Below are 26,085 nucleotides of genomic sequence, written 5' to 3' on the forward strand. Positions count from 1 at the left end.
GTGCATCCACTTTCCCTAAGCCATATGAGCATCGTCAGCAGTCTTGGTGCCGGCCAGGATGCAACCCTGGATGCTCTGCGCAACGGCCGGGGCGGCCTGAAACCTTGCAGATTCGAGACGGTCACGCTCGACACGCACATCGGCGAGGTGGCGGGCGTCGATGACACACGCCTGCCGCCGGAGCTTGCAAGCTATGACTGCCGCAACAACCGGCTGGCCGAGATGGCGCTGCACCAGGATGGCTTCGCCAAAGCGGTCGCCGCGGCGCGCGAGCGTTACGGCGCCGACCGGATCGGGGTTTTCCTCGGCACCAGCACCTCCGGCATCCTGTCGGCCGAACTGGCGTTCCGGGCGCGCGATCCGCAGACCGGAGCCCTGCCCGCCACCTTCAGCTTCGCCACCACCCACAGCACCGGCTCGCTCGCCGACTTCGTCCGCCGGCGGCTGGGGCTGGAAGGGCCGGCCTTCGTCGTTTCCTCCGCCTGCGCCACCACCTCGAAGGTCTTCGCCAACGCCGCGCGCATGATCGCCACCGGCCTGTGCGACGCCGCGGTGGTCGGCGGGGCCGACAGCCTGTGCCTGACGACGCTCTACGGCTTCCATTCGCTGGAGCTGGTGTCTCCCACCCCCTGCCGGCCCTTCGACGCGGAGCGCAGCGGCGTCTCGCTCGGCGAAGGCGCCGGCTTCGCCCTGCTGGAGCGGGCGGATCCCAAGCCGGTCCCCGGCACCATCCATCTGCTGGGCGCCGGCGAGAGCAACGACGCGCACCACATGTCGACCCCGCATCCGGAAGGGCTGGGCGCCCGGCTGGCGATGGAACGGGCGCTGGCCAGCGCCGGCCTGCGCCCCGAGGACATCGACTACGTCAACCTGCACGGCACCGCGACCACCTATGGCGACGCGGCGGAGGATCAGGCCATCACCGGTCTGCTCGGCACCCGCACCCCGGTCAGTTCCACCAAGGGCTACACCGGCCACACGCTGGGGGCCGCCGGCATCGTCGAAGCGATCATCAGCGTGCTGGCGCTGCGCACCGGCCTGATCCCCGGAAGCCCGCAGACCCGCAATCTCGACCCTACCCTGCGCAGCCGCTACCTTCAGGCCAACGAAAACGGACGGCTCGACCGGGTGATGACCAACTCCTTCGGCTTCGGCGGCAGCAACAGCAGCCTGATCTTCGGGTGGGCTGCCTGATGCGGGCCTATGTCGAGGGCATCGGCCTGCTCGGCCCCGGTCTTCCGGGCTGGGCGGAGTCGCGCGGCATCCTCGCCGGCGACAGCCCCTATGTCGCGACGCCGGCCGTGCTGACCGCCAGTCCTCTCCTGCCCCCAGCCGAACGGCGCCGCAGCGTGCCCACCGTCAAGCTCGCCATGGCGGTGGGGGCGGAGGCGCTGGCGCAGACCGGCCGCGACCCGGCAACCGTCGCCACCGTCTTCACCTCATCCAGCGGCGATCCCGACACCCTGCACCAGATCCTGGAGACGCTGGCGACGGAGGAGCGCGACATCTCGCCGACCCGCTTCCACAACTCCGTCCACAACGCGCCTGCCGGCTATTGGAGCATCGCCACCCGATGCCGCGAGCCATCCACCAGCCTGTCGGCCCATGACGAGAGCTTCCAGACCGGCCTGCTGGAGGCGGCGGCGGAGGTCTCGGCCGATGGCTGGACCGTCGGGCTGATCGCCTACGACCTGCCTTATCCGGAGCCATTGAACAAGGTCCGTCCCATTGCCGGCATCTTCGGCACCGCCCTGGTGCTGACCCCGCAACCGACCGATCGCTGCCTCGCCCGGCTGGAAATCGGCCTGTCGCGCGGAGATGAGCCGGTCAGCCGCATGGCCGACCTAGGGCTGGAGGCCCTGCGCACCGGCAACCCGACCGCCCGCGCCCTGCCGCTGCTGGCGGCGCTGGCACGGGTCGGCGCGGGCGGCGCCCCGGAAACGGCGGTGCTGGACCTGCCGCCGGGCGGCCGGGTTGTGGTGCGGGTCGGCGCATCATGCTGATGACGCGCGAGCAGCTGGCGGCGCTGATTCCCCATGCCGGCACCATGTGCCTGCTGGACGGCGCACTGTCCTGGGATCGCGGCCGGATCCGCTGCATCGCCCGCAGCCACCGCGACATGGACAACCCGCTGCGCCATGCCGGTCGGCTTGCCGTTCTGTGCGGCGTCGAATATGCATCCCAGGCGATGGCGGTGCATGGCGGGCTGACGGCCGGCGGCGAGCGCCCGGCCGCCGGCTATCTCGCCAGCCTGCGCGACATCGCCTGCCATGTCGCCCGGCTCGACGACATCGCGGAGGATCTGGTCATCGACGCCGAAAACCTGACCGGCGAGGGCAGCCGCGTGATCTACGCCTTCACCCTGTCGGCCGGCGGCCGGGAACTGCTGAGCGGCCGGGCGGCGGTGGTGATCGATGCGGGCGGCGCGGAAATGGGGGATTCATGAAACGCGCACTCGTCACCGGCGGCAGCGGCGCCCTGGGTGCCGCCATCAGCAGGGCACTGGCGGCCGACGGCCACCATGTGCTGGTCCACGCCAACGGCTCCCCTGCCCGCGCCGCCGCCCTGGCGGCGGAGATCGCGGCATCCGGCGGATCGGCGGAAGCAATCGCCTTCGACGTCACCGATGCGGAGGCCACCGCCGCCGCCCTGGAACGGCTGCTGGAGTCCGGCCCCATCCAAATCCTGGTCAACAATGCCGGCATCCACGACGATGCGGTGATGCCGGCGATGCGGCGGGAACAGTGGGGCCGCGTCATCGACGTGTCGCTGAACGGCTTCTTCAACGTGACGCAGCCGCTGCTGATGCCGATGATCGGCACGCGCTGGGGCCGGATCGTCAACCTGTCTTCGATGGCGGCCGTCGCCGGCAACCGCGGGCAGACCAACTATGCCGCCGCCAAGGCCGGGCTGCATGGCGCCACCAAGTCGCTGGCGCTGGAACTGGCGCCGCGCGGCATCACCGTCAACGCGGTGGCGCCCGGCATCATCGCTTCACCCATGGCCGACGCCGCCTTCGACACGGAGACGGTCAAGCGGATGGTGCCGATGAAGCGCGCCGGCCGGCCGGAGGAGGTGGCTGACCTCGTCGCCTTCCTGGCCTCCGACCGCGCCGCCTATATTTCCGGCCAGATCGTCTCGATCAACGGAGGAATGATCTGAGCGGCCGGGAGCGCACCCGCCGGACCGCCAGCATCGGCAGCCGGCCGATGAAGCCCAGCATCAACCGGGTGTGCATCCAGGTCAGCAGGGCGTTGTCCCGGACATAGTTGAAATGCGACACCCCGCCCTCCTCCGCCTTGAAATAGCGGACCGGGGCGGGGACGTTGATGGTCGGCAGGCCCTGCCAGCACAGCCGCACCGCCGCCTCCGGATCGAAGTCGAAGCGCCGCATCCACGGATTGCGCCGCATCGCCGCGCGCAGGGGCTTGATCGGATAGACGCGGAAGCCGAACAGCGAATCGCCGATCCCGCCCCACAGCGTCTCCAGGTCGGCCCACCAGTTGGAGATCTTGCGCCCGCCCACCCGCAACCGCGGCGCGCCGGCATCGAACACCGGCTTTCCCAGCACCAGCGCGTCGGGGTTGGCCATCGACACCCCCTGGAACTGCGGAATGCGGTCGGCCGGATGCTGGCCGTCGGCGTCCATCGTCAGCACATGGGTGAAGCCGCAGCGCTCCGCCTCCTCCAGCCCATGCAGGACGGCGGCGCCCTTGCCGCGGTTGACCGGCAGTTCCAGCACGCGCAGGTGCGGATCCTCGGCGGCCATCTCCCGCAGTTCCGCCGGCGTTCCGTCGGTGCTGCCGTCGATGACGACCCAGACCGGCGCCCAATGCGCGCGGGCATCCCGCACCGTCTCGAACAGCTTCGGGCCGGTGTTGTAGCTGGGGATCAGGACCAGATGGCTGGTCGAGGCGTCGGGTATCACAGCTCTGTCCTGTAGTGGCGTTCCAGATCCCCGACCAATCCACGCACGTCGGTCGGCGGATCGAAGCGGCGGCCGAGGCGGACGGTGTAGACCAGCGGGAACTCCGGCTTGCGGAACAGCGGCCAGCCCTTGCCGAGGAAGTTGCTGTTGGCGTCGATGAAGACGGTCTGCACCGGCGCCCCCGCCGTCTTGGCGATCAGGGCGAAGCCGCCCTTCAGCGGGTTGACCGGCGCCCGTTCCGTCCGGGTGCCTTCGGGGAAGATCAGCAACTGGTGGCCCGCGCGCACCCGCTGCGCCGCCATCTTGACCAGCGAGTTCGGCGCGTCGTTGCGGATATAGCCGGCCATCCGCGCCCCGCCGCCGAAGAGGAGGTTGTCGTAGACCGGGGCCTTGGCGATACAGACGACGTCCGGCAAGCGCGAGATCAGCAGCACGGCATCCAGGATCGACGGATGGTTCGGGCAGATCAGCAGGCCGCCGTCACCCTTCAGCGAATCCAGCGCCGACAGGTCGGTCCTCAGCACGCCGCAGGCCCGCAGCGTGCCGAGATAGAGGCGAAATCCCGTCTTGATCGCCTGCCGTCCGAGCGGCCCTGCGATCCGGCGCGGCAGAAGCGGACCGATCAGCGCCGCCGTCAGGCTCCAGGCCAGCGACATCAGGCCGAACAGGAACAGCAGGCCGAAGAACAGGGGATACTCCCACGCCCGCCGGACCGTGCCGAGAAAGCCTAGACCGCGTCGCCCACGGGGGTGCGCACGTTCTGCCGCCGTTTCCGCCATGCCATGTAGTTCCTTTTGAAGTCCAGCAGGGCGTTCATGTAGTAGATCGCCTTGAATATCCTCAGCCGTGCCTTGATCGGTGACGGACGGAAGACGTCGCCGGCCAGAAGCGACAGCAACGCCTCCTCCACCCGGAAGACGTTGCGTGGTCCCATGAACAGGTTGCGCAGCGCCGGCGTCGTCACCCGGTAGATGTACCAGGAAAAGGTGCCGATGCCCTGGCGGACCGTCCGCTCGAATTGCTTCAGCACCTGTTCCTGGCGCGCCGGCTCGCGCAGGCAGGCATCGACCGCCTCGGCCCCTTCGAAGGCGCTGGTCATCGCCAGATAGACGCCGGTGGAGAACACCGGGTCGATGAAGGCGAAGGCGTCGCCCAGCATGACGTAACCCGGCCCCGACATGCGGTCCGCCTGATAGGAGAAGTTGCCGGTCCCGGTCACCGGGCCGGTCAGTTCCGCCCCCTCCAGCCGCTCCGCCAGCGCCGGGCAGAGCGCCACCGTATCAAGGAAGAATTGGGTCTGGTCGGTCTTGCGCGTCTTGAAGTAATAGGGCCAGCATACCGCCCCGACGCTGGTGGTGCCGTCCGCCAGCGGGATGAACCAGAACCAGCCATGGTCGAACCAGAAGACGGTGATGTTGCCTTCCGCCTTGCCCGGCAGCCGCTTGGCGCCGGTGAAATGGCCGAACATCGCCGCGCTGTTGTGCTTGACGTTGCGCCGCTTGATGCCGAAGCGGGATGCCAGCAGCGTGTCGCGGCCGGACGCATCGACCAGGAAGCGGGTGCGCAGGGTGCGGATCGTGCCGTCCTCCTGCCGCGCGGTGACGGTGGTGCCCTCGCCGCCCTGGATGTCGACGTCCGTCACCTTGCAGCCCTCGACGACGGTGGCGCCCTTGGCGGCGGCGTTGCGGATCAGGATGTGGTCGAATTCCGACCGCCGGACCTGAAAGGCGTAGGGCTTTGCCTTGTCCCAGGCGTTGGCGAAATCGAAGGTGACCGCTTTGCCATGATAGGGGGACACGAATTCCGCCCCATATTTCAGCATGCCGATCCGCTCCACCTCCTCCAGTACGCCCAGCCGCTCCAGCAGGGGCAGGTTGCAGGGAAGCAGGGATTCACCGATGTGGAAGCGCGGGTGATGGTCCTTTTCCAGCAGAACCACCCGATGACCCTTCCCGGCCAGCAGCGCCGCCGCGGTCGACCCGGCAGGCCCGCCGCCCACCACCAGAACATCGCAGTCGTAATCGGAACCGTTCGACACCATGGGCTTTGCCGCTCTCCGCTTGTCCCGCATTGGGGTGTTCGAGGTGGATACCCGTTTCTGGCACAGCGACCGGCTGCTCTTGCCGAAATTTACCGCACCCCGTTGCGCGCAATCCAGGGACAAAACCCCGACACTGCCCTTTATCCGGGGCCTACCCGAAAGGATATATCCACCTTCCACCGATATCAGCGTTCGCTGTTTCAGTATCTCCGCGCAGCAATGTTTCAGAAGGATTTCGACGCTGCCGCACAGTGCTGCCCGATCCCGCCAATGCACTTGAGACTTCGCAACTGGCTTGAGTGATTACCCATTTGGCGACATGCAAACCTACTTGCCTGCCGGGTTCCGCGCCCACAAGATACCCACGGCCTGTAGCCGAACAGCTCAACCGGGGATGCGTGGTGCGTGTGTTGCCAACGACGTTTGCCGTTGCCGCCTGCGCCGTGAAGGAGACACCGCCGTGCCGACCGAATCCTCCCCCCGCGTCGGCGCCGCCGTCGAACCGCATCCGGTGCTGGACGCCTATTATGGCGACAAGGCGGAACGGCAGCATTTCGTCCGCGGGCTGTTCAACCGCACCGCCCACCACTACGACCGCATCAACGCGATCTTCGCGCTGGGCTCCGGCTCCTGGTACCGGGCGCAATGCCTGCGCCGGGCGGGCTTGCGGCCGGGCATGCGGGTGCTGGACGTCGCCATCGGCACCGGTCTGGTCGCACGGGAGGCGGTGGCGCTCTGCGGCAATGCCGACGACGTCATCGGGTTGGACCTCAGCGAAGCGATGCTGGCCGAGGCGCGGCGCAGCCTGCCCATCCCGCTGATCCAGGGCGTGGCCGACGCGCTGCCGCTGGCCGATGCTAGCGTCGATCTCGTCACCATCGGCTACGCATTGCGCCATGTCGGCGACCTGACCGCCACCTTCCGCGAGTTCCGCCGCGTGCTGCGCCCCGGCGGAACCGTGCTGGTGATGGAGATCGGCCGGCCGCGCCGCCCGGTCACCCGGCACCTGATGAACGCCTATCTCGGCATGGTTGTGCCGGCGGTCTCACGCCTCAGTGGCGGCGGCGAAAGCGGGCGGACGCTGATGCGCTATTACTGGGAAACCATCGACCGTTGCGTGGAACCGGAGGTCATCACCGCTGCGATGGCGGCGGCCGGGCTGGCACAAGTGCGTTGCGACACCGATTACGACCTGTTCAAGAACTACAGCGGCAAGCGGCAGGTCGATGCCGCGGCGTAGCGGTGGCGCGGCCGGCAGGCTGCCTGTTGTTACTACCCCTCTCAGGCGTTCCTCATCCGCCTTTGCCAATGCTGGCAACCGGTTATCGCCCTCATAGTCGCCTCTACATGGCCACGGCCGGAACAGAACCAATAGGAAAAAGACATGGTGGGGAAGACGACTTGGGCGGCATTGTCCGCGGTGGCGCTGCTGATCGGCTGCGCCGGGCAACAGCAGGGTACGGCCAGCAGCAACGGGACGACGACGACCGCATCCGCCGCGCCGTCGACGCCGGGCGCCAGGATGGTGAAATCGCGCGACGGCCGGTACGAGGGCGAGGTGATCGGCACTCCCGCCCCCGGCAGCCGCTTCGCCAAGCTGCAGATCGGCATGACGATGGAGGAGGTCTCCACCCTGATCGGCGCGCCCGACAACATGATCCGGCACGAGACCGGCAAGCGTTGGATCCCCTTCTATTTCGGCAACGACGCCCAGCGTCTGCAGGTCATCTACCGCAACGAAGGCTGCCTGACCTATACCGGTGGCAACGTCTTCGGCGGCGGCGGTTCGGAACTGATCCGCATCACCGTCGCACCGAAGGGCGGCTGCCTGGACACCTGACGGCACAACGGGAAAAGGGAACAAAACCTCCAACGCCGGGATGAATGAGGGCCGGCCGGACACGATGAAAGGGCGCGGCTTCTGGAAAGCCGCGCCCTTTCATGACATCGCCGCAACCCGCCCGGTCAGGCATTGGTCGGCAGACGGTTCTTCTCGATTGCCATCTGCTCCGTCTTGGCGGTGGCGATCACCGCCTTCTGGAGCTTTTCGAAGGCACGCACCTCCAGCTGACGCACGCGCTCGCGCGAGACGTGGAAGGTCTGGCTCAGCTCCTCCAGCGTCAGCGGTTCGTCACGCAACCGGCGGGCGACCAGAATCCGGCGTTCGCGGTCGTCCAGCACCCCCAGCCCCAGCTTCAGGAACTGCTGGCGCCGACGGCGTTCCTCGGAGTCGGCGAGAGTCGTCTCCTGGTCCGGCCGCTCGTCGGCCAGCAGGTCCTGCCACTCGGCATCGCCCTCTTCCGACAGGCCGACATTCAGCGAGCGGTCGTTGCCCAGGCGGCGGTTCATCTCCACCACCTCGGTCTTCGACACGTTCAGTTCGGTCGCGATGCTCTCCACCGCTTCCGGCGACAGATCGCCACTCTCCAGTTCCTGCATCCGCGCCTTCAGGCGGCGCAGGCTGAAGAACAGCTTCTTCTGCCCGGCGGTGGTGCCGATCTTCACCAGCGACCAGTTGTGCAGGACATATTCCTGGATCGCCGCACGCACCCACCAGGACGCATAGGTGGCGAAGCGGAACCCCTTGGCGGGATCGAACTTCTGCGCAGCCTGCATCACGCCGACATTGCCTTCCGCCACCAGATCGGCCAGCGGCAGGCCATAGCCGAGATAGCCGCGGGCCATCTTGACGACGAGACGCAGATGGCTGCCCACCAGCTTGTCGAGCGCGGCCGGATCCTGATGGTCGTGCCAGCGGACGGCCAGATCGAGTTCCTGTTCCGGCGTCAGGTACTGATACTTGCGGGCGTCCTGCAGATAGAGCTGCATCGGTTCCGCAGTACGGGGTTCTGAAATACGGGTTTCTGCGGTGCGGGTTGTGGCGGTATCGGATTGAGCGGTGCGGGTTTCAGCGTTGCGCTGCATGGTGTCTCTTTTTCTCCCAGCCGACGGGAACGGCGCCGCGGGCAAAGGCCCCGGCGTTGATCGGGTCGGTCCTGTTGAAGGTCGGGTTTTTGGTTCGTTGCGTTGCCGGCATTCGACGCTGCTGGACGGCGTGCACCGGGCTTCGGTGCGGAAACGGGCAAAGAGGGGCCCTCTCCAGCCCCGCGGGCGGCGCCGCGCCGGGGAAGGTGGCGCCGCAGCCAGCAAGGTGCAGGGCCGGAGAGGAGCGGCAGGGCCAGGCGGTCAGCGCGGCCGAACCGGGGAATTGCAAACAGTCATATGGGCGAAAGCCGTTCTTTCGGGGTCGGCGCCATCAACGGCGCAACGAACACTATATAGGAATTTTGACAACGCATTAAAGGGGCGCCCAGGCGAATTTTCCTGGCACCCTGGCTGACGCTTGGCTCCCGCCTCGATTTCCGGGAACGCTGGCTCAGATGGGATGGCCTTCGCCCGCTTTCAACCCCACTTTTTCCGCCATCGAACATCTTTCGAATTTCCATGCAAATTCGCAATTTCATCGACGGATTGACACTTAAATCACAGAAAATAACTCATCATAAAAAATGTTTAGAAAGTCTAATCACTGTCCGTTGATAAATCAGCCGTGGTATTTTTTGGATGTCACTTGCAGTCCTACCTCTTCTGCGCTTACCGTCGGGCTGTTTCCAGCATCCACCGACCCGAGGCTAGAGCCGACATGCTTGAAGACATCGTCATCGACACTCCTGTCGACCGGCCGCACTCTTCCGGCCAGACTGCCAGTCAGACCGCAAGCCGTGCGTCGTCCCAGCCTCTGCGCGTCGCGGTGCTGTGGAAGACGCCGAACCTCGGCCTCTATTCGAACGCCGCCTTCGACGACCTGTACAACGGCATCGGGCACAACAACGGCAATCTTGCCTTCGTGCATTCGATCTGCAGCCACATCGCCAACCCGGTGAAGCATTTCAGCTGGGGCTCCTCGGCCGAGACGCTGCGGAACAACGCCGACATCATCGTCATTCCCTGCGCCAACCAGCTGGGCCGCCACACCGATTACGGTCAGATGGCCGAGAATCTGGAAAAGTCCGGACTGCCGATCGTCGCCATCGGCCTCGGCGCCCAGGCGAACAGCTACGACCACGACATCGAACTCAGCCCCGGCACGCTGCGCTGGGCGCAGGTGATCGCGGCGTCGAACCCGTCGTCGGCAACGTCGCCCAACATCTACACCCGCGGCGCCTACACCACGGCGCAGCTGGACAAGCTCGGCATCACCGGTTCGCTGCCCGGTGGCTGCCCGTCGCATTTCCTCAACCAGGCGCCGGGCTTGGGCAAGAAGATCCACGCCAACTGGTCGGCGCTCGACCTGCCGCGCTCGATCACCGTGGCCGGCGGCCATCAGGCTTGGGTCAAGACGCGGGAGATCGAGCACCAGCTGATCGCCCTGATGATGGATCCCATCGCTCCCGGCCAGTACATCGTGCAGTCGATGGGCGAGATGATCCGCGCCTCGCGCGGGCTGTTCGACAGCATCGATCCGCACGCGCTGAAGGAAATCCACCGCCACACCGTGCCGCATTACTCCTTCGAGGAGTTCAAGGTCTGGTGCCGGAACTACATGCGCTCCTACTATGACGTGCCGGCATGGATGGACACCCTGCGCCAGCAGGACCTGACCATCGGCTGCCGCTATCACGGCGTCGCGCTGGCGATCCAGGCGGAGCGGATGGGCCTGACGGTCACCATCGATTCCCGCACGCGCGAACTGTGCGAGAACACCGGCGTCCCCTATGCCGACGCCGCCGACCTGACGATGCCGCTGACCCGCAGCCGGCTGAAGTCGCTGATCAATTTCGATGCCGACGCCTATGACCGCCACCGCGCGGAGTCGGCCGCCCGCTATCTGGATTTCCTGATCGCCAACCGGCTGCAGCCGGCGCCCTTCCTGAAGTCCATCGCAAACGGCAAGTGACGGGACAAGTGGGGGCCGCCATGCTCAACCGGACTGCCGCGTTCCTGCTGACGTTGAGCATGGTCGCCGCTCCCGCCCACGCGCTGACGATCAAGAAGACGGGGGAGCCGGAAACGGTGACTTCCTGGCAGCGCGACGCCTGCGCCGAAAGCGATGCGCCGGACACCCCGGCGCGCGCCTTCCGCGACGCCGGCGGCACGGTCCATCTGATCGCGTCCCATTCCACCGCGCGGGCACTGACCGGTCCGTCGCTGGACGCCGTGCGGCCGAATTGTGCGGTGATCTTCCAGGGCCACGGTCAGGACGATCCGCGCCTGCATGACGACCGCAGCTGGATTTCGTCCTTCTACACGCCGGACGGCACCACCGTCTTCGCCCTGGTGAGCAACGAGTTCCATGCCCAGAAACGCCCTGCGCTCTGCCCGTCCGGCCAATACATGCGCTGCTGGCGCAACAGCGTCACCGCGGCGGTCTCCACCGACGGCGGTGCGAGCTTCCGGCTGAGCGCTGCCCCACCCAACCACACCGTCGCCACGTTGCCCTATCCCTACGGCGGCGACGTCGGCCAGCGCACCGGCTATTTCGCGCCCAGCAACATCGTCCGCAACGGCGACCACTGGTACGCCTTCCTATGGGCCGAGCGGTTCGGGGCGCAGAAGCGCGGCGCCTGCCTGATGCGGACGGACAATCTCGCCGATCCGCACTCCTGGCGCGGCTGGGACGGCAAGTCCTTCTCCGTCAGCTTCGTCCGGGACGATCAAACCAGAGACGCCCCGGAAGCCCATCTCTGCGCCCCGGTCGCCCCCGATGTCCTGCAAGGCACTGTGCGCAGCATCGTCCGCCACCGCGCCAGCGGCCTGTTCATCGCCACGCTGGCGATGACCCGCGACGGCCGCACCGGCATCTGGACCACGACCTCGGCGGATCTGGTGAGCTGGTCGAAGCCGGAGCTTCTGTGGGCAGCCCCGCTGCTGTTCCGCTACGGATGCGGCGACAAGGCGGCCTTCGACTACCCCGCCCTGCTCGATCCCGGCAGCCAGGGCCGCAACTTCGACGATGTCGGCAAGACCGCCTACGTCTACATGACGCGGCTGAACCTGGACAAATGCAAGATCACCTGGAACCGCGACCTCGTCCGCATGCCCGTGGAAATCGGCGGCAACTGACCGGAGCGCCCGTCAGGGCGGGCGGTTCCAGGGTGGCGGCGACAGCCGGTCCGCGATCCAGTCGGCAAAGGCGCGGGTCTTGCCGGCGGTGAATCGGCCGGACGGGCGGACCAGATGGATGGCAGCTTCCCCGCCGCCGCCCCTGCCGGCGTCGCTCCCGATCTCCCAATCCGGCAGCACGCGGACCAGACGCCCGCCGGCCAGTTCCCGCCCGATCAGCCATTCCGAACACACCAGCAGCCCTATTCCGGCCACCGCGGCATGGACGAGGCTGTCGACATTGTCGGTCAGCAGCGGTCCGGACAGCCGCACACGCACCCGTTCGCGCCCCCGGCTGAAATGCCAATCCGATGGCGAGTCGAACAGCGCGAACAGCAGCGCGTCATGGCCGGCGAGATCGGCCGGCTCCTGCGGGACTCCCCTTGCGGCGAGGTAGGATGGCGCGGCGCAGACCAGCCGCCGTTCCGCCCCCAGCCGGCGGGCCACCAGCGAGCTGTCGGGCAGCCGGCCGATGCGGATGGCAAGGTCGAACCCCTCCCCCACCAGATCGACGAAACGGTCGCTGTAGAAGGCTTCGATCCGCACGCGCGGAAAAGCGGTGAGGAAGTCGGGCAGAAGCGGCGCCACCCACAGCCGCCCGAACGCCTCCGGCAGCGACAGCCTCAGCGTTCCCTGCGGCACCGCCCCGGCGTCGGCGGCCTCCCGCTCCGCATCGGCCAGCAGGGTCAGGGCCATGCGCGCCCGGTCGGCGAAGCGGCGCCCGGCTTCCGTCGGCGTCACCCGTCGGGTCGTGCGCTCCAGCAGCCGGACTCCCAGCCGCCGTTCCAACGCCGACACCCGGCGCGACAGCACGGAGGCGTCGCGGTTCAGCACCCGCGCCGCCGGTGCGAAGCCGCCGGTGTCGAGAACCGCCAGAAAGGCGGCGACCTCCTCCAGCCCCTGATCGCTCAATTCGTGCATGATGTGCAGCAATATCATGCAGACACACTGGATTAAAGGCTCAAGCGCAACGGGCTAGCTTCGCGTCACACATCACAGCAAGCAAGGAACCATCCCGATGCGCGCCTATCAGCTTGAAGCCCCCCGTCTCGACGCCCTCCGCATCGCCGAGTTGCCGCGCCCCACTCCGGGCGCGGGCGAGGTGCTGGTCCGCCTGCGCGCCGCCAGCCTGAACTATGTCGATCTGGCGGTGGCGACCGGTGCCTTCCCCGTGCCGTCGCTGCCGCTCATCCCCGTCGCCGACGGTGCGGGGGAAGTGGCGGAGATCGGTCCCGGCGTGACCGGACTGACGGAAGGCGACCGGGTCATCCCGCATTTCCTGCCGGATTGGCAGGCCGGCGCGCTGCCGCCGGTCGCCGGGCGGCGGATGCGCGGCATCAATATGCCCGGTTCGCTCGCCGATTACGCGGTGGTCCCCGCCACCAGCCTCGTGCCGGTGCCCAACCACCTGTCCTTCACCGAGGCGGCGACCCTGCCCATCGCCGCGACCACGGCATGGCGGGCGATCCGCACCGGCGCGGTCCGTCCGGGAAGCACCGTGCTTCTGCTCGGCACCGGCGGCGTCAGCCTGTTCGCCCTGCAATTCGCCAAGGCGTCGGGCGCCCGCGTCATCATCACCTCCTCCTCCGACGCGAAGCTGGAGCGGGCGAAGGCGCTCGGCGCCGACGAGGCGATCAACTACAGGACGACCCCCGATTGGGACGCGCGGGTTCTGGAGCTGACCGGCGGGGCCGGCGTCGATCTGGTGGTGGAGACCGGCGGCGCCCAGACCTTCGCCCGGTCCTTGAACGCCACGGCGGAGGAAGGCACGGTCTTCGTCATCGGCTTCCTCAGCGGCGCCGACCTCCAGGCCTCGCTGTTCCCGATCATCATGAAGATGCTGAAGGTGGTCGGCAGCAACACCGGATCGGTGGCCGACCTGCGCGAGGCCGTCCGCGCCGTCGACGCCGGCCAAATCCGCCCGGTGGTCGACCGCGTCCATGACTTCGAGGATGCGGCCGGCGCCTATGCCACCCTGTCGCGCGGCAGCCATTTCGGCAAGATCGCCATCGCGCTGGGGACCGGCGGCTGATCCCGCAAACAGCCGTTGCGAAGCGCTGGCCGGCAACCGATGTCTCGGCATGGCACCCGATAAGGAGCAGCGCCATGCCGCAGGATGATCCTTTCGACCTCCAGCGCTTCGTCAAGGCGCAGGATCCGGTCTTCGCGACCGTGCTCCAGGAACTGCGGGCCGGCCGCAAGCGGAGCCACTGGATGTGGTTCGTCTTCCCGCAGCTGCGCGACCTCGGCCGCTCCCCCACCGCGCAGTTCTACGGCATCGCCTCGCTCGCCGAGGCGCGGGCCTATCTGGCGCACCCGATTCTCGGTGCCCGGCTGGCGCAGGCGACGGAAGCGGTTCTGGCGGTGCAGGGGCGGACGCTTCATGAGATCTTCGGTTCGCCGGACGACCTGAAGTTCCGCTCCTCCATGACCTTGTACGCGCGGGCTGCGGCAGAGGACGGCGACCTCTACCGCAAGGCCCTGGACCGCTGTTGCGGCGGCCAACCGGACGAGGCGACGCTGAAGCTGCTGGGCTGACCGCCGTCAGGCCAGCAGGTCGCCCAACTCCACCCCGCGCTCCCGCCCCAGGCTGTCCAGCATGGCCAGCGTGGCGCCGTCCAGCGGGATGCCGTCGGCCAGACGCTCCCGGCGGGTCCGGCTTTCCGGCTCACCGGGCATCTGGATGGCGTCCACCCCCGGTGCCGTCGGCGTGTCGCGGACATAGGCGACCAGATCGTCGAGGTCGGCCGCCCACTGTGCGTTGCCGCCGCGCGCCGGGTCGAAGACGATGGCGAACATGTTGTTCATCACCCGGCCGGAGTTCTGGTGCGACGGCGTGCCCGGCATCGCCGAGGCCAGCGCCCCGGCCAGCACGTCGCACATCAGCGCCAATCCGAACCCCTTGTGGCCGCCCAGCGGCAGCAGGGCGCCCGACGGGTCCTGGAACATCACGCCGGGGTCCTGCGTGGGCTCTCCCTGCCGATCGAGCAGCAGGCCGGGCGCCATCTCCTGCCCATTGCCCATCGCAACGCGGCATTTTCCGACGGCGACGGCGCTGGTGGCGAAATCCAGCACCAGGGCCGGCGTCGAAGCCGTACCGGGAACCGCGATGCAGATCGGATTGGTGCCCAACCGCGGCCGGGTGCCGTCATGCGGCGCCACCGCCGGGCGGGTGACGACATTGACGAATGCCAGCGCCACAAGTCCGGCATCGCAGCACTGTTCGCCATAGGAGCCGACGCGGCCGATATGGTGGCTGTCGCGCAGGGACAGCACCGCCAGCCCGTCCCGCCGCGCCTGTTCGATGGCGAGGTCCGTCGCCTCGCGCGCGATCACCTGCCCATAGCCGCTGCCGCCGCCCACCGCCAGGAAGGGGCCGGAGCGGCCGATCACCGTCGCATGCCGGTTGGGCAGCAAGAGCCCGGCGGCAATCGCCGGCATATACATCGCCAGCATGCCGACGCCGTGGCTGTCATGGCCTCGCAGGTTCGCTTCCACCAGATGGTCGGCGACGACGGCCGCCTCCTCCGTCTCGCTACCAGCCGCCCGCAGCAGGCGCCGCACGGCTTCGGCCAGCCGCTCCGCACGCACCGGCCGCAGCCCTGTGCCATAGACCCCGGCGTTGAAGGACGCCGCCGCGGCGAAGGGATCCTTTTGTGTCTCTGTCATCACAAGCCTTCCCGACCGGCCACCGCCCCGGTTGGGCAACGGCCTGATTTCCGGCCCCTATTTGGTCGCCGCGGCGCCGGCGCGGCAAGGGTGCAAAAAGGACGAGCACCCACGGACGGCGGGCTTTGCGACGCTTCGCCACATCGCAATTGCGAGTTATTCGCATCACTATGGCGTCAGCGGCCTTGCGCCGCCGAAAGGTGATCCCGAATGACTTCCCCTATTTCCGGTGCACGACACCACATCTCCCCTGGCACCACCTCCGACCCTCCGGCCCCCGGCGACAGCTGCCGTCTCGGCGTGTTGCGCAAGGGTCAGCGCGCGGTGGTGACCGGCCTCGACGAGGCCGCCGTCGTCACCCCGCTGCCGCCCGGCGAACTGGAACGCCGCATGATCGAGATGGGCCTGATCGAAGGCGCCCGCGTGGAAATCCTGCATGAGGGATTCCCCGGCGCCGATCCGCTTGCCGTGCGCATCGACGACCATACCCTGGCCCTGCGCCGGGCGGAGGCGCACGCCGTTCTGGTGACGCTCGGCTGAGCCGTCGCCTCCCCTTCCTGCGGAAGGATTTCCGCGATGTCCGATACCGTACTATCCACCTCCGCGCTTTTGGCCGTGCCGCGCATCGCGCTGGTCGGCAATCCCAACTGCGGCAAGACCGCCCTGTTCAACGCGCTCACCGGCGCCCGCCAGAAGGTGGCGAACTACCCCGGCGTGACGGTCGAGCGCAAGGTCGGCGAATTTCTCAGTCCCGCCGGCACCCGCGTGCAGATCGTCGATTTGCCCGGAACCTACAGCCTGCGCGCCCGCTCCCCCGACGAGGAGGTGACGCGCGACGTCGTGCTGGGTCGCTTCCGGCATGAGGCGCCGCCCGACGCGATGGTCTGCGTCTGCGACGCCACCAACCTGCGCCTGCATCTGCGGCTGGTGCTGGAACTGAAGAAGCTCGGCCGGCCGATCATCCTCGCACTCAACATGATGGACGTGGCGGAGGCGCGCGGCTGCCGTGTCGATGCGGCGGCCCTGTCGGCGGCGCTGGGCGTCCCGGTGGTGCCGACGGTGGCGATCAGGCGCAACGGCGTGGCCGGGCTGCTCGACCAGATCGACCGCAGCATGATGGCGATGACGACCGACCTCGCCGCAGCCCCTTGCGGCTGGAGCGAGCCGTCGGCGCGGGAGTTGCGCGCCTATCACCAGGAGGTCGAAGGCATCCTCGCCGCCGCGCTTCAGGATGCCGGCAAGCCGTCGCTCGCCACCCGGCGCATCGACGCGGCCCTGCTGCACCCGGCGGTCGGGCTGCCCTTCCTGTTGCTGGTGCTGTTCCTGATGTTCCAGGCGGTGTTCGCCTGGGCCGCCGTGCCGATGGACATGATCGACGGCGCGCTGGGCTGGGTGCAGGCCGCCGCCGGTGCCACCCTGCCGGACGGCATGCTGAAAAGCCTGATCACCGACGGCATCATCGCCGGGGTGGGCAGCGTGCTGATCTTCCTGCCGCAGATCCTGGTGCTGTTCTTCTTCATCCTGATGCTGGAATCCACCGGCTACATGGCGCGGGCGGCCTTCCTGCTCGACCGGCTGATGGGCGGGGTCGGGCTGCATGGCCGGGCCTTCATCCCGCTGCTGTCCAGCTTCGCCTGCGCGGTTCCCGGCATCATGGCCGCCCGCACCATCGAGAACCGGGCCGACCGGCTGGCGACCATCATGATCGCGCCGCTGATGACCTGCTCGGCCCGGCTGCCGGTCTACACACTCATCATCGCCGCCTTCGTCCCCAACCGGACGGTGGCCGGCGGCATGATCGGGCTGCAGGGGCTGGTGATGTTCACCCTCTATGCCGCCGGAATCCTGTCGGCATTGGCGGTCGCCTTCGTGCTGAAGCGCACGATCTTCAAGGGCGCCCGCGAGCCGCTGCTGATGGAGTTGCCGTCCTACCGGCTGCCCAGCCCGCGCGACATCCTGCTGGGCCTGCTGGAGCGGACGCGCATCTTCCTGGCCCGCGCCGGCACGGTGATCTTCGCCATCATGATCCTGCTGTGGTTCCTCGGCAGCTTCCCGGCGGCGCCCGACGGTGCGACCGGCCCGGCCATCGACTACAGCTTCGCCGGGATGCTCGGCCATGCGCTGGCCCCGCTGCTCGCCCCCATCGGCTTCACCTGGCAGATCGCCATCGCGCTGGTGCCGGGCATGGCGGCGCGCGAGGTGGCGGTGGCGGCGCTCGGCACCGTCTATGCGCTGAGCGAGACGGGCGACGCGCTGTCCGGTTCGCTGGCCGGCGTGCTGGCGGCGGACTGGAGCCTGCCGACCGCGCTGTCCCTGCTGGCGTGGTTCGTGTTCGCCCCGCAATGCGTCTCCACCCTGTCGGTGGTGAAACGGGAGACCAACAGCTGGTTCTGGATGCTGGTGATGATCGCCTACATGACGGCGCTCGCCTATGGCGCCGCCTTCGTCACCTTCCGGCTGTCCACCGCCCTGCTGGGAGGCTGAGCCATGATGGAAAACATTCTGGTCGGTATGATCGTCGCCATTGCCTTCGCCTGGGTGGCCTGGACCATCCTGCTGCCGGCATCCTGGCGCAACCGCCTGCGCCGGCTGGCCGGACGTCCGGTGCCGCCGCAGGCCGGCGGCGGCTGCGGGGGATGTTGCGGCTGCGACGCCGCGACCCCGAAGCGCGGCCGGCACTGCTGAAATCGCCAGCCGGCGCTCACCAGCCGGTGGGGCAGGCCCGGCAGCCGGTCATCAGCGCATCCTGGAAGATGGCGAAGCGCAGCTTGGCCCCGTCCATGTTGGCGCCGGACAGGTTTGAGAGCGACATCTTCGCTTCCTGAAGATTGGCCCCCTCCAGGCTGGCACCGGACAGGTTGATCTTGTCGGCGCGGATCGCTTCCAGATTGGCGGCGGTCAGGTCGCTGCCGGTGAAGTCGGCGCCGGTGGCGCGGGCGAATTCCAGATTGGCGCCGCGCAGCCGTGCTCCCGACAGGCGGGCGCCCTGCAGGAAGGCGGTGCGCAGGTCGGCGCCGTCCAGAATGGCTCCGGTCAGGTCGGCGCCGCGCAGGTCCGCCTTGCGCAGGTCGGCCCGCATCAGATTGGCCCCATGCAGATCGGCTCCCGCCAGCGACAGGCCGCGCAGATTGCGGTGCCTCAGGTCCAGATTGGGGCAGACGATGCGCGGCCCGAGCCTGCACCCGTCGACGACGCTCGCCCGCTCCTCCTCGCCGCCGCCGACCGGCTGCGCCGTCTGGTCGTCTGAAGCCGCTGGAACGGCCGCCGTCTCCATTCCCGCCGCGAACGCGGATGGGACGGGTTCCGAAAGGCCGACGGTCAGGACACACAGGGCAACGAGCCGGCGAAAGTCATCGGGCCATTTCCGGGACTGCGGGGTTGTGATGCGCGACGTCATGATGATGCCTCCGATGAAAGGCGCCGGGGCGGCTTGGCACCCCGGCGTTCCATGGTCCGGTTTCCCGGTCCTGGTCACTTGGTGCTGGAGACCTTCACGTCGGCCAGCTTGAACACCCAGAAGGAGCCGCCCTGGGTCACGCGGGTGGTCAGGTCGGCCAGATCGCCGCCCCACAGCGGCACCGCGCCGCCATAGCCGGTGGTGATGCCGACATACTGCACCCCGTCCTGCTCCCAAGTGATCGGGGAGGAGACGATCCCCGACCCGGTCTGGAAGTGCCACAGCTCCTCGCCGGTCTTGGCGTTGAAGGCCTTGACGAAGCCGTCGCCGGTGCCGGTGAAGACCAGATTACCGGCGGTCGCCAGCGTGCCGGCCCACAGCGGCAGTTCCTCCTTATGCTCCCAGACGATCTTGCCGGTCTTCGGATCCAGCGCCCGCAGGCTGCCGACATGGTCGTCGAACATCTTGTGGATGCGGAACCCCATGCCGAGATAGGCCGAGCCGGGGTTGTAGCCGACATGCTCGGTCCAGTAATCCTCCTTCCAATGGTTGGCGGCGATGTAGAACAGCTTGGTGTCCTCGCTGTAGGACATCGGGTTCCAGTTCTTGCCGCCGAGGAAGGGCGGCGACACCTCGACCGGCTTGCCGCGCTTTTCGCCTTCGGCTGGCAGCGGCGGACGCTGTCCCTCATTCTCGATTGGACGGCCGGTCTTCAAATCGATGCCCTTGGCCCAGGTGATGCCGTCGACGAAGGGATAGGCCGCCAACACGCTGTTCGGCTTGTTCGGCTCGCCGCCGGCCGTCGCCAGCTTCACCCGGTCGGTGACATAGAAGAAGCCGTTGCGGTCGGCATGCGCCGTCGCCTTCACCGTCTTGCCGGCGGCGTCGGTATAGTCGAACAGCACCAGTTCGTTGTTGCCGGAGAAGTCCCAGGTGTCGTTCGGCGTGTGCTGATAGAAGCCTTTCAGTTCGCCGGTGGTCGGATCGACATAGGCTTGGCCCGAGGTGTAGAGGCTGTCGCCCGGCCAGCGCGCCCAGCCGTTCCACGGCGCCGGGTTGCCGGTGCCGATGACGATGGTGTTGGTCTCGACGTCGAAGGTGGCGCTCTGCCACGGCGCGCCGCCGCCATGGTTCCAGGCCTCCACCAGATTGCCGTCCTTGTCGCGCGGCCAGGAGGGAGCCTTGTCGCTGCCGGTGGGCGTGCTGTCCTTGCCGTTCAGCCTGCCGATGTGGCCTTCGACCAGCGGACGCATCCAGATTTCCTCGCCGGTGTCGGGATCGCGGGCGAACAACCGCCCGACCACGCCGAATTCGTCGCCCGACGAGCCATGGATCAGCAGAACCTTGCCGGTCTTCTGGTCCTTCACGATGGTCGGCGCGCCGGTCATCGTGTAGCCGACCTTGTGATCGGCGAACTTCTTCTTCCAGACGACCTTGCCGGTGTCCTTGTTCAGCGCGACGATGGATGCGTCGAGCGTTCCGAAGAACAGCTTGTCGCCATAGATCGCGGCACCGCGGTTGACCACATCGCAGCAGGGACGGATGTCGTCGGGCAGGCGGTGGGCATAGCTCCACAGCCGCTTGCCGGTCTTGGCGTCCAGCGCGAACATCCGCGAGTAGGAGGCGGTGACGTAGATAACGCCGTCATGGACCAGCGCCTGGGTCTCCTGACCGCGCTGCTTCTCGTCGCCGAAGGAGAAGGACCAGGCGGGGACAAGCCGGGACACGCTCTCGGCATTGATCTGCTTCAGCGGGCTGAAACGCTTGCCTTCCACCCCCATGCCATACATCAGCACGTCGCCGCTGTTCTTCGCATCGTTGGCGATGGCATCCCAGGTGACCTCGGAGGCCAGCGCCGGATCCGCCGGAGCCGCAGCCAGGACCAGCGCGGCAAGCACGGTGGCGACTCCTGCCAGATGGGCCCGGCGGCGCGGCTTTGCGCCGGAAATGGTGCTGGCCGCAGATGTGCTGTAGGACGAAAGTGTCATGCGTTTCCCCCGATGATTGGCCGCCAAGCGGCGGTACCGCCACGCCGGCTTGTCCCCGATCCCGTGGACGGCGGGAGGCGATGCCGCCCGCGGAACCGGGAAAAGCCGAACGTGACGATGTCGTGCCAGAAGGCCGTTGCTTTCTGAGCGGCAGAACCTTTCCAAAGCCGGCCTGTGCATCCCGCCCGGCGCACAGCACCATGTCTTGCCGCTTCCAATAGTCTCTCCGTCGGGGCTGCAGTTCCATTCGACAATCCGGGGAAGAACTTCTTGACGGCGCGCCATGACGACATCCCGTACGGACCGGGATTTTTTCCCGTCCGCCGATGCGGCACGTGCGAATCCACGTCGGCGGCGTCGTTCGATTGTCCGAAGGGCGGATGGCGTTCGATCCGATTGATCGACTAACATTCCGTCATTGGTCCTATTGCGGAGTGGGCGGCGGTGTCGTTGCGGATGCGCATCCTGGCCCTGATCGGGCTTTTCCTGCTGCTGATGGCGGCGGCCGGCGGGGCGGTGATGGTCGCCAATGCCCGCGATGCCGTCCGGGCGGAAATGGCCTCCGCCCTCGAGTTGGGCGGTGCGCTGGGACTGGCGATGGCGGAGCGCGGGGAGATGCCGGACGGCATCGGCATCCTGAACAGTCTGGGGTTGCGCCACCTTCGCTTCATCGGACCCGATGGGCTGCCACGGCCGGAGCCGGCGGAACGGCGGGCGCCGGACTGGTTCGCCGCGCTGATCGGTGGGGAGCCGCAGGAGCGCCGGCTGGTGGCGGGCGATCTGCGCATCGTCGCCGAGCCCTGGGACGAGATTGCCGAGGTGTGGGAGGATATGAGCGATCTCGCCGCCGCGATGCTGGCGGTCGGGCTGCTGCTGATGGCGGCCGCCCATCTCGCGGTCGGGCGCGCCCTGGCTCCGCTGTCGCGGCTGGAAGCCGGGGTGGAGCGGCTGCGCGCCGGCGACTATGCCTTTGCCTTCGACGGTCACGGCGTTCCCGAACTGGACCGGCTGGGAACCGGCATCGCCGCGCTGGCCGACGGGCTGGCGGCGGCGGAGCGGGAGAACCGGCAAGCCGGCCAGCGGATCGTCGCCGCGCAGGATGCCGAACGGCGGGAGATCGCCCGCGAAATCCACGACGAACTCGGCGCCGCCCTGTTCGCGATCAAGGTCGATGCCGGCCGCATCCTGCGCCTGCGGGACGGCGATGCCGACACCGAGGCCGCCGAGCGTGCCGGCAAGATCCTCGACACGGCGGCGGAGGTCCACCGGCTGAGCCGCCGCATCCTGGCCCGCCTGCGCCCCGCCCTGCTCGACCAGTTGCCGTTGAGCGAGGCGCTGGCCGACTTGGCCGGGGACTGGATGCGGCGCCAGCCCGACATCGCCGTGACACTCGCCATCGAACCGCCGGCGGCAGTTGCCGATCTCGACGGCTGCGACGAGGTGCTGCGGCTGACCGTCTACCGGCTGGTGCAGGAATCCCTGGTCAACGCCTTTCGCCATGCCGCGCCGTCGGCCGTCGCGGTCGGCCTGCGGATCGACCCCGACATGGTCGAGATCACCATAACCGACGACGGCCCGGGCATGCCAAACGGCGGGGACGCAGGAAAAAGCGGCTTCGGCATTTCCGGGATGGCGGAGCGGGTACGGACGCTTGGAGGCACCCTGTCGATCGGAACCGCGGCCGGCGGCGGCACCCGCGTGTCGGCCCGCCTGTGCCGGCCGGCCCTCTCCCCATCCTCGCCGCCCGCATTGGAGTGCATGACGTGACCCGCACCATTCTTCTGGTCGACGACCATCCCATCGTCCGGGCCGGTTGCCAACGCCTTCTGGCCGAAGCGGCGCTCGGCCGCGTGGTCGAGGCGGAGGATGTCGGCAGCGCGCTGGCCCTGTGGCGGGCGGAGCGGCCGGACGTCGTCGTCCTCGACCTCAACATACCGGGCGACGGCGGCGGGATGGCGGTGCTCCGGACCATCCGCGAGGAAACCCCGGCCGTGCCCGTCCTGATTTTCAGCATGCACGAGGATCCGGCCATCGCCGCCCGCGCGCTGAAAGCCGGAGCCAGGGGCTATGTCACCAAGAACGACGCGCCGGACAGCCTCGCCTCCGCCATCGGCACGGTGCTGGCAGGGCGCATCCATCTGGACAGCGGCCTTGCCCGCGATCTTGCGCTGATGACCCTGACGCCGCCGCCCGACCCGCTCACGGGACTGACCCAGCGCGAGCGGGAAATCCTGGGGCTGGTCGGGCGCGGGCTGACCACGGCGGCCATGGCGGAGCGGCTGGGGATCAGTCAGAAGACCGTGGCGAACAGCTGTACCCAGATCAAGGACAAGCTGGGCGCCGACAGCACCCGCGCCCTGATCCGCATCGCAATCGACAACGGTCTGGCCGGCTGAAGACCATTCGACTGACAGCCGCTCAGCCGCCCTTCGCCAGTGCCCGGCGGAAGGCGTCCAGCGTCTCGGCGCTGACATGGTGCTCGATGCCCTCGGCATCGACCCGCGCGGTGTCTGCGCTGACGCCCAGGGAGCGGAGGAAGGCCACCACCGTCTGGTGCCGTTCCCGGCTTTCCTCGGCGATCCGGCGGCCGGCGTCGGTCAGGAACACGGCACGGTAGGGCTTGCGATAGACCAGCCCCTCGGCCGCCAGCCGGTCCAGCATGCGGGCGACGGTCGGCTGCGCCACGCCCAGCCGCGCGGCGATATCGACCTGCCGCGCCTCCTGCCCGCATTCGATCAAATCGGCGATCAGTTCCACATAATCCTCGGCCAGGGCGGAGCGTTGCGCTTCCCGCGTCTTGCGGAAGCCCTCGGCATGGAGTTCGGCATCGGGCAGCGCCGTCTCGGCCGGCGCGGATGCATCGCCTCCTCTGACTGTCACGCTTCACCCCCCGGAAAAGTTTGGTCCCGGAAAGTATAGCATCTTGCATACTCGATGTCCCGGTACATACTTGATTGATACCAGTTTGCAATTCGGCCGGGAGCCACACGCCGATGTCGGAAGCCGAAGCCGCCGTGCCGCCCCCCAGCGCCTGGAGATACTCCAGCCAGGACGGGGACGGCCGGCCAAGCCTGCCGGAGGTCCATGCCTCCATCGCGGTACCGCAGGGGGGCCTGTGGCTGCGCCGGCTGCTGGCCTTCGCCGGGCCGGGCTACATGGTGTCGGTCGGCTACATGGACCCCGGCAACTGGGCGACCGATCTCGCCGGCGGGTCGCAGTTCGGCTACACCCTGCTGTCCGTCATCATGCTGTCCAACCTGATGGCGATCCTGCTGCAGTCGCTGGCGGCGCGGCTGGGCATCGTCACCGGGCGCGACCTGGCCCAGGCCTGCCGCGACCATTACCCGCGCCCGATCAACCTGACGTTGTGGGTGGCGTGCGAGGCGGCGATCATCGCCTGCGACCTTGCCGAGGTCATCGGCACCGCCATCGCGCTGAACCTGCTGTTCGGCATCCCGCTGATCGGCGGCGCCCTCATCACCGCGCTCGACGCCTTCCTGGTGCTGCTGCTGATGCAGCGGGGCTTCCGCTATCTGGAGGCCTTCGTCATCGCCTTGCTGACGGTCATCGCCGGCTGCTTCCTGGTGCAGATCATCGCCGCTGCCCCGCCTGTCGCCGCCGTGCTCCACGGCTTCGTGCCGAAGACGGAGGTGGTGACCAACCCCGCCATGCTCTATGTCGCCATCGGCATACTGGGGGCGACGGTGATGCCGCACAACCTGTACCTCCACTCCTCCATCGTGCAGACCCGCGCCTACCCGCGGACGGTGGAGGGGCGGCGCGACGCCATCACCTGGGCCACCGTCGACAGCACCATCGCGCTGATGCTGGCCCTGTTCGTCAACGCCGCCATCCTGATCCTGGCGGCCAGCGTCTTCCACGGCAGCGGCCATACCGAGGTGGCGGAGATCGGCGAGGCGTTCGAGCTGCTGTCGCCGCTGCTCGGTCTCGGCATCGCCTCCACCCTGTTCGCCGTGGCTCTGCTGGCGTCGGGCCTCAACTCCACCGTGACGGCGACGCTGGCCGGGCAGATCGTGATGGAGGGATTCCTGCGGCTGCGCCTGCCGCATTGGGCGCGCCGGCTGCTGACCCGCGGGCTCGCCATCATCCCGGTGGTGGTGGTGACGGCGCTCTATGGCGAAAGCGGCACGGCGCAGTTGCTGGTGTTCAGCCAGGTCGTGCTGTCGATGCAGCTTCCCTTCGCCGTCATTCCGCTGGTCCGCTTCGTCACCGACCGCGGCAAGATGGGCCGCTTCGCCGTTCCCGGCTGGGTCGCCGGCCTGTCCTGGATCGTCGCCGGCGTCATCGTCGTGCTGAACCTGAAACTACTCTATGACACGGTTCTCGGCTGATCGCCGTTGTGCAATTGAACAGACGCTTTATCTGAAGGAACGTCCCGTTCGCTATCCGAAGGAACGTCCCGTTCGCTTGCGCGCATTCGCGGAGGACCAGACATGACCATCGGCGGGCATCCGACGATTTGGGCCTTGCGCGGCGGGTGCCTCGCCGCCGTCGCCGTTCTGGCGGGTTCCTGTGCCAACCCGCAGGCGGAACTGGCATTGCGCGCACCCGCCGCGATGGTCGGCATGAGCAAGGCCAGCCTGCTGTCCTGTGCCGGAGTGCCGGAACGGTCGGCCGTCGCCGGCGATGCGGAGTATCTGGTCTATACCCGCCGGCAGACGCTGGTCGACCGCGATGTGGATTGGGAGCCCAGCCCCTGGCTCGGCCCGCGCGGCCCCATGCTGTGGCAGCCCGACGTGACCACCTGGTCCCGCACCTACAGCTGCGAAGCCACCTTCGAACTGCATGGCGGGCAGGTCGCCGCCGTCCGCTACAACGACCGGCGCGATCCCACGCTCTGCTACGAGATCGTCGGAAATTGCATGCGCTAGAGGCCGGCTGGCGGCGTACGGCCTGCCAACGGCGTCCTGGAGCGTCGCCCTGCCGCCTCCCACCGCGA

General features: G+C 68.2%; 26 protein-coding genes. 17 read left to right on the forward strand and 9 right to left on the reverse strand.

Translation table 11 applies throughout. From position 1 onward, the window contains the following. From FZ029_RS06585 to fabG, 4 genes are read left to right on the forward strand one after another with little or no spacing between them, the layout of a single operon-like run. The gene (locus FZ029_RS06585; RefSeq protein ID WP_149268506.1) at nucleotides 1–1,194 is read left to right on the forward strand and encodes a beta-ketoacyl-[acyl-carrier-protein] synthase family protein; all 1,194 of its coding nucleotides are present in this window, start codon (nucleotides 1–3) and stop codon (nucleotides 1,192–1,194) included. After that, nucleotides 1,194–2,003 carry a beta-ketoacyl synthase chain length factor gene (locus tag FZ029_RS06590; protein WP_211104103.1) on the forward strand — a complete coding sequence of 270 codons (810 nt, stop codon included), beginning with the start codon at nucleotides 1,194–1,196 and terminating at the stop codon, nucleotides 2,001–2,003. The genes FZ029_RS06585 and FZ029_RS06590 overlap by 1 nt, the downstream gene beginning before the upstream one ends. Beyond that, a complete protein-coding gene (locus FZ029_RS06595; RefSeq protein WP_149268507.1) occupies nucleotides 1,997–2,446 on the forward strand; it encodes a hydroxymyristoyl-ACP dehydratase in 450 nt (149 codons plus the stop codon). Before FZ029_RS06590 ends, FZ029_RS06595 begins: the two co-directional genes overlap by 7 nt. After that, entirely contained in the window at nucleotides 2,443–3,162 is a 720-nt protein-coding gene (fabG, locus tag FZ029_RS06600) for a 3-oxoacyl-ACP reductase FabG (protein ID WP_149268508.1), read from the forward strand. The genes FZ029_RS06595 and fabG overlap by 4 nt, the downstream gene beginning before the upstream one ends. Here fabG and FZ029_RS06605 read toward each other — a convergent pair. From FZ029_RS06605 to FZ029_RS06615, 3 genes are read right to left on the reverse strand one after another with little or no spacing between them, the layout of a single operon-like run. Next, nucleotides 3,143–3,928, reverse strand: a complete 786-nt coding sequence (locus FZ029_RS06605) for a glycosyltransferase family 2 protein (protein WP_247892168.1) — start codon at nucleotides 3,926–3,928, stop codon at nucleotides 3,143–3,145. The two genes, fabG and FZ029_RS06605, sit on opposite strands and share 20 nt — an antisense overlap. Next, nucleotides 3,925–4,707: a lysophospholipid acyltransferase family protein gene (locus tag FZ029_RS06610; RefSeq protein ID WP_149268509.1), complete on the reverse strand. Its 783-nt coding sequence runs from the start codon at nucleotides 4,705–4,707 to the stop codon at nucleotides 3,925–3,927. Before FZ029_RS06610 ends, FZ029_RS06605 begins: the two co-directional genes overlap by 4 nt. Further along, on the reverse strand, nucleotides 4,656–5,969 hold the full coding sequence (locus tag FZ029_RS06615; RefSeq protein ID WP_149268510.1) for an NAD(P)/FAD-dependent oxidoreductase: 1,314 nt from the start codon (nucleotides 5,967–5,969) through the stop codon (nucleotides 4,656–4,658). The genes FZ029_RS06610 and FZ029_RS06615 overlap by 52 nt, the downstream gene beginning before the upstream one ends. 460 nt (nucleotides 5,970–6,429) lie before the next feature. Between FZ029_RS06615 and FZ029_RS06620 the strand changes: the two genes are divergently transcribed. After that, nucleotides 6,430–7,209: a class I SAM-dependent methyltransferase gene (locus tag FZ029_RS06620; protein ID WP_247892169.1), complete on the forward strand. Its 780-nt coding sequence runs from the start codon at nucleotides 6,430–6,432 to the stop codon at nucleotides 7,207–7,209. A 144-nt stretch (nucleotides 7,210–7,353) separates the two neighbouring features. After that, on the forward strand, nucleotides 7,354–7,809 hold the full coding sequence (locus FZ029_RS06625) for a hypothetical protein (protein WP_149268512.1): 456 nt from the start codon (nucleotides 7,354–7,356) through the stop codon (nucleotides 7,807–7,809). 125 nt (nucleotides 7,810–7,934) lie between these two features. Here the strand turns inward: FZ029_RS06625 and rpoH are convergent, their stop codons facing one another. Then, complete coding sequence (gene rpoH, locus FZ029_RS06630) at nucleotides 7,935–8,894, reverse strand: RNA polymerase sigma factor RpoH (RefSeq protein WP_149268513.1); 960 nt, start codon at nucleotides 8,892–8,894, stop codon at nucleotides 7,935–7,937. Between the two features lie 718 nt (nucleotides 8,895–9,612). On the opposite strand from rpoH, the gene FZ029_RS06635 reads away from it, so the two are divergent. Beyond that, a complete protein-coding gene (locus FZ029_RS06635) occupies nucleotides 9,613–10,866 on the forward strand; it encodes a polysaccharide pyruvyl transferase family protein (RefSeq protein WP_149268514.1) in 1,254 nt (417 codons plus the stop codon). Nucleotides 10,867–10,886: 20 nt separating this feature from the next. Continuing rightward, nucleotides 10,887–12,032: a hypothetical protein gene (locus tag FZ029_RS06640; RefSeq protein WP_149268515.1), complete on the forward strand. Its 1,146-nt coding sequence runs from the start codon at nucleotides 10,887–10,889 to the stop codon at nucleotides 12,030–12,032. 12 nt (nucleotides 12,033–12,044) lie between these two features. Here FZ029_RS06640 and FZ029_RS06645 read toward each other — a convergent pair whose 3' ends face one another. Continuing rightward, the gene (locus FZ029_RS06645) at nucleotides 12,045–13,010 is read right to left on the reverse strand and encodes a LysR family transcriptional regulator (RefSeq protein WP_211104104.1); all 966 of its coding nucleotides are present in this window, start codon (nucleotides 13,008–13,010) and stop codon (nucleotides 12,045–12,047) included. A gap of 79 nt (nucleotides 13,011–13,089) precedes the next feature. Between FZ029_RS06645 and FZ029_RS06650 the strand changes: the two genes are divergently transcribed. Together FZ029_RS06650 and FZ029_RS06655 are read left to right on the forward strand one after the other, a co-directional pair. Then, nucleotides 13,090–14,103 (forward strand): NAD(P)-dependent alcohol dehydrogenase, encoded by a 1,014-nt coding sequence (locus tag FZ029_RS06650; protein WP_149268516.1) that lies wholly within the window; start codon nucleotides 13,090–13,092, stop codon nucleotides 14,101–14,103. A gap of 74 nt (nucleotides 14,104–14,177) precedes the next feature. Further along, nucleotides 14,178–14,609: a DUF1810 domain-containing protein gene (locus FZ029_RS06655; RefSeq protein WP_149268517.1), complete on the forward strand. Its 432-nt coding sequence runs from the start codon at nucleotides 14,178–14,180 to the stop codon at nucleotides 14,607–14,609. Nucleotides 14,610–14,615: 6 nt separating this feature from the next. Here the strand turns inward: FZ029_RS06655 and FZ029_RS06660 are convergent, their stop codons facing one another. Then, nucleotides 14,616–15,740, reverse strand: a complete 1,125-nt coding sequence (locus FZ029_RS06660; protein WP_149268518.1) for a malate/lactate/ureidoglycolate dehydrogenase — start codon at nucleotides 15,738–15,740, stop codon at nucleotides 14,616–14,618. Between the two features lie 210 nt (nucleotides 15,741–15,950). Here FZ029_RS06660 and FZ029_RS06665 point away from each other — a divergent pair, with 210 nt between their 5' ends. The 3 genes from FZ029_RS06665 to FZ029_RS06675 are packed head-to-tail and all read left to right on the forward strand — an operon-like array spanning nucleotide 15,951 to nucleotide 18,425. Beyond that, complete coding sequence (locus FZ029_RS06665) at nucleotides 15,951–16,280, forward strand: FeoA family protein (RefSeq protein ID WP_149268519.1); 330 nt, start codon at nucleotides 15,951–15,953, stop codon at nucleotides 16,278–16,280. 36 nt (nucleotides 16,281–16,316) lie between these two features. Next, nucleotides 16,317–18,224 carry a ferrous iron transport protein B gene (gene feoB / locus FZ029_RS06670; RefSeq protein WP_149268520.1) on the forward strand — a complete coding sequence of 636 codons (1,908 nt, stop codon included), beginning with the start codon at nucleotides 16,317–16,319 and terminating at the stop codon, nucleotides 18,222–18,224. A 3-nt stretch (nucleotides 18,225–18,227) separates the two neighbouring features. Continuing rightward, nucleotides 18,228–18,425: a hypothetical protein gene (locus tag FZ029_RS06675; RefSeq protein WP_149268521.1), complete on the forward strand. Its 198-nt coding sequence runs from the start codon at nucleotides 18,228–18,230 to the stop codon at nucleotides 18,423–18,425. Between the two features lie 16 nt (nucleotides 18,426–18,441). Here FZ029_RS06675 and FZ029_RS06680 read toward each other — a convergent pair whose 3' ends face one another. After that, the gene (locus tag FZ029_RS06680; RefSeq protein WP_149268522.1) at nucleotides 18,442–19,137 is read right to left on the reverse strand and encodes a pentapeptide repeat-containing protein; all 696 of its coding nucleotides are present in this window, start codon (nucleotides 19,135–19,137) and stop codon (nucleotides 18,442–18,444) included. A 74-nt stretch (nucleotides 19,138–19,211) separates the two neighbouring features. Then, entirely contained in the window at nucleotides 19,212–21,125 is a 1,914-nt protein-coding gene (locus tag FZ029_RS06685; RefSeq protein ID WP_149268523.1) for a methanol/ethanol family PQQ-dependent dehydrogenase, read from the reverse strand. A 444-nt stretch (nucleotides 21,126–21,569) separates the two neighbouring features. On the opposite strand from FZ029_RS06685, the gene FZ029_RS06690 reads away from it, so the two are divergent. Both FZ029_RS06690 and FZ029_RS06695 read left to right on the forward strand, forming a co-directional pair. Then, nucleotides 21,570–22,892, forward strand: coding sequence for an ATP-binding protein (locus FZ029_RS06690; protein ID WP_282184127.1), 1,323 nt, complete (start codon nucleotides 21,570–21,572; stop codon nucleotides 22,890–22,892). Further along, nucleotides 22,889–23,521 carry a response regulator transcription factor gene (locus tag FZ029_RS06695; protein ID WP_149268524.1) on the forward strand — a complete coding sequence of 211 codons (633 nt, stop codon included), beginning with the start codon at nucleotides 22,889–22,891 and terminating at the stop codon, nucleotides 23,519–23,521. Before FZ029_RS06690 ends, FZ029_RS06695 begins: the two co-directional genes overlap by 4 nt. A 22-nt stretch (nucleotides 23,522–23,543) precedes the next feature. Here the strand turns inward: FZ029_RS06695 and mntR are convergent, their stop codons facing one another. Then, nucleotides 23,544–24,005 (reverse strand): manganese-binding transcriptional regulator MntR, encoded by a 462-nt coding sequence (gene mntR, locus FZ029_RS06700; RefSeq protein ID WP_149268525.1) that lies wholly within the window; start codon nucleotides 24,003–24,005, stop codon nucleotides 23,544–23,546. Nucleotides 24,006–24,118: 113 nt separating this feature from the next. Here mntR and FZ029_RS06705 point away from each other — a divergent pair, with 113 nt between their 5' ends. Continuing rightward, nucleotides 24,119–25,477: an Nramp family divalent metal transporter gene (locus FZ029_RS06705; protein WP_149268526.1), complete on the forward strand. Its 1,359-nt coding sequence runs from the start codon at nucleotides 24,119–24,121 to the stop codon at nucleotides 25,475–25,477. Between the two features lie 102 nt (nucleotides 25,478–25,579). Continuing rightward, nucleotides 25,580–26,017: a hypothetical protein gene (locus FZ029_RS06710; protein WP_149268527.1), complete on the forward strand. Its 438-nt coding sequence runs from the start codon at nucleotides 25,580–25,582 to the stop codon at nucleotides 26,015–26,017. Nucleotides 26,018–26,085: the final 68 nt, after the last annotated feature.

The sequence above is a fragment of the Azospirillum sp. Sh1 genome (genome assembly GCF_008365135.1).
GTDB classification, from domain to species: Bacteria; Pseudomonadota; Alphaproteobacteria; order Azospirillales; family Azospirillaceae; genus Azospirillum; species Azospirillum oryzae.

Excerpts from the sequence above, each read along its gene's own strand:
- FZ029_RS06625 (WP_149268512.1), top strand. The coding sequence starts at position 7,354 with ATGGTGGGGAAGACGACTTGGGCGGCATTGTCCGCGGTGGCGCTGCTG.
- rpoH (WP_149268513.1), bottom strand. The coding sequence starts at position 8,894 with ATGCAGCGCAACGCTGAAACCCGCACCGCTCAATCCGATACCGCCACA.
- FZ029_RS06635 (WP_149268514.1), top strand. The coding sequence starts at position 9,613 with ATGCTTGAAGACATCGTCATCGACACTCCTGTCGACCGGCCGCACTCT.
- fabG (WP_149268508.1), top strand. The coding sequence starts at position 2,443 with ATGAAACGCGCACTCGTCACCGGCGGCAGCGGCGCCCTGGGTGCCGCC.
- FZ029_RS06595 (WP_149268507.1), top strand. The coding sequence starts at position 1,997 with ATGCTGATGACGCGCGAGCAGCTGGCGGCGCTGATTCCCCATGCCGGC.
- FZ029_RS06645 (WP_211104104.1), bottom strand. The coding sequence starts at position 13,010 with ATGATATTGCTGCACATCATGCACGAATTGAGCGATCAGGGGCTGGAG.
- FZ029_RS06710 (WP_149268527.1), top strand. The coding sequence starts at position 25,580 with ATGACCATCGGCGGGCATCCGACGATTTGGGCCTTGCGCGGCGGGTGC.
- FZ029_RS06650 (WP_149268516.1), top strand. The coding sequence starts at position 13,090 with ATGCGCGCCTATCAGCTTGAAGCCCCCCGTCTCGACGCCCTCCGCATC.
- FZ029_RS06665 (WP_149268519.1), top strand. The coding sequence starts at position 15,951 with ATGACTTCCCCTATTTCCGGTGCACGACACCACATCTCCCCTGGCACC.
- FZ029_RS06615 (WP_149268510.1), bottom strand. The coding sequence starts at position 5,969 with ATGGTGTCGAACGGTTCCGATTACGACTGCGATGTTCTGGTGGTGGGC.
- FZ029_RS06590 (WP_211104103.1), top strand. The coding sequence starts at position 1,194 with ATGCGGGCCTATGTCGAGGGCATCGGCCTGCTCGGCCCCGGTCTTCCG.
- feoB (WP_149268520.1), top strand. The coding sequence starts at position 16,317 with ATGTCCGATACCGTACTATCCACCTCCGCGCTTTTGGCCGTGCCGCGC.
- FZ029_RS06660 (WP_149268518.1), bottom strand. The coding sequence starts at position 15,740 with ATGACAGAGACACAAAAGGATCCCTTCGCCGCGGCGGCGTCCTTCAAC.
- FZ029_RS06685 (WP_149268523.1), bottom strand. The coding sequence starts at position 21,125 with ATGACACTTTCGTCCTACAGCACATCTGCGGCCAGCACCATTTCCGGC.
- FZ029_RS06680 (WP_149268522.1), bottom strand. The coding sequence starts at position 19,137 with ATGACGTCGCGCATCACAACCCCGCAGTCCCGGAAATGGCCCGATGAC.
- FZ029_RS06640 (WP_149268515.1), top strand. The coding sequence starts at position 10,887 with ATGCTCAACCGGACTGCCGCGTTCCTGCTGACGTTGAGCATGGTCGCC.
- FZ029_RS06655 (WP_149268517.1), top strand. The coding sequence starts at position 14,178 with ATGCCGCAGGATGATCCTTTCGACCTCCAGCGCTTCGTCAAGGCGCAG.
- FZ029_RS06675 (WP_149268521.1), top strand. The coding sequence starts at position 18,228 with ATGATGGAAAACATTCTGGTCGGTATGATCGTCGCCATTGCCTTCGCC.
- FZ029_RS06705 (WP_149268526.1), top strand. The coding sequence starts at position 24,119 with ATGTCGGAAGCCGAAGCCGCCGTGCCGCCCCCCAGCGCCTGGAGATAC.
- FZ029_RS06610 (WP_149268509.1), bottom strand. The coding sequence starts at position 4,707 with ATGGCGGAAACGGCGGCAGAACGTGCGCACCCCCGTGGGCGACGCGGT.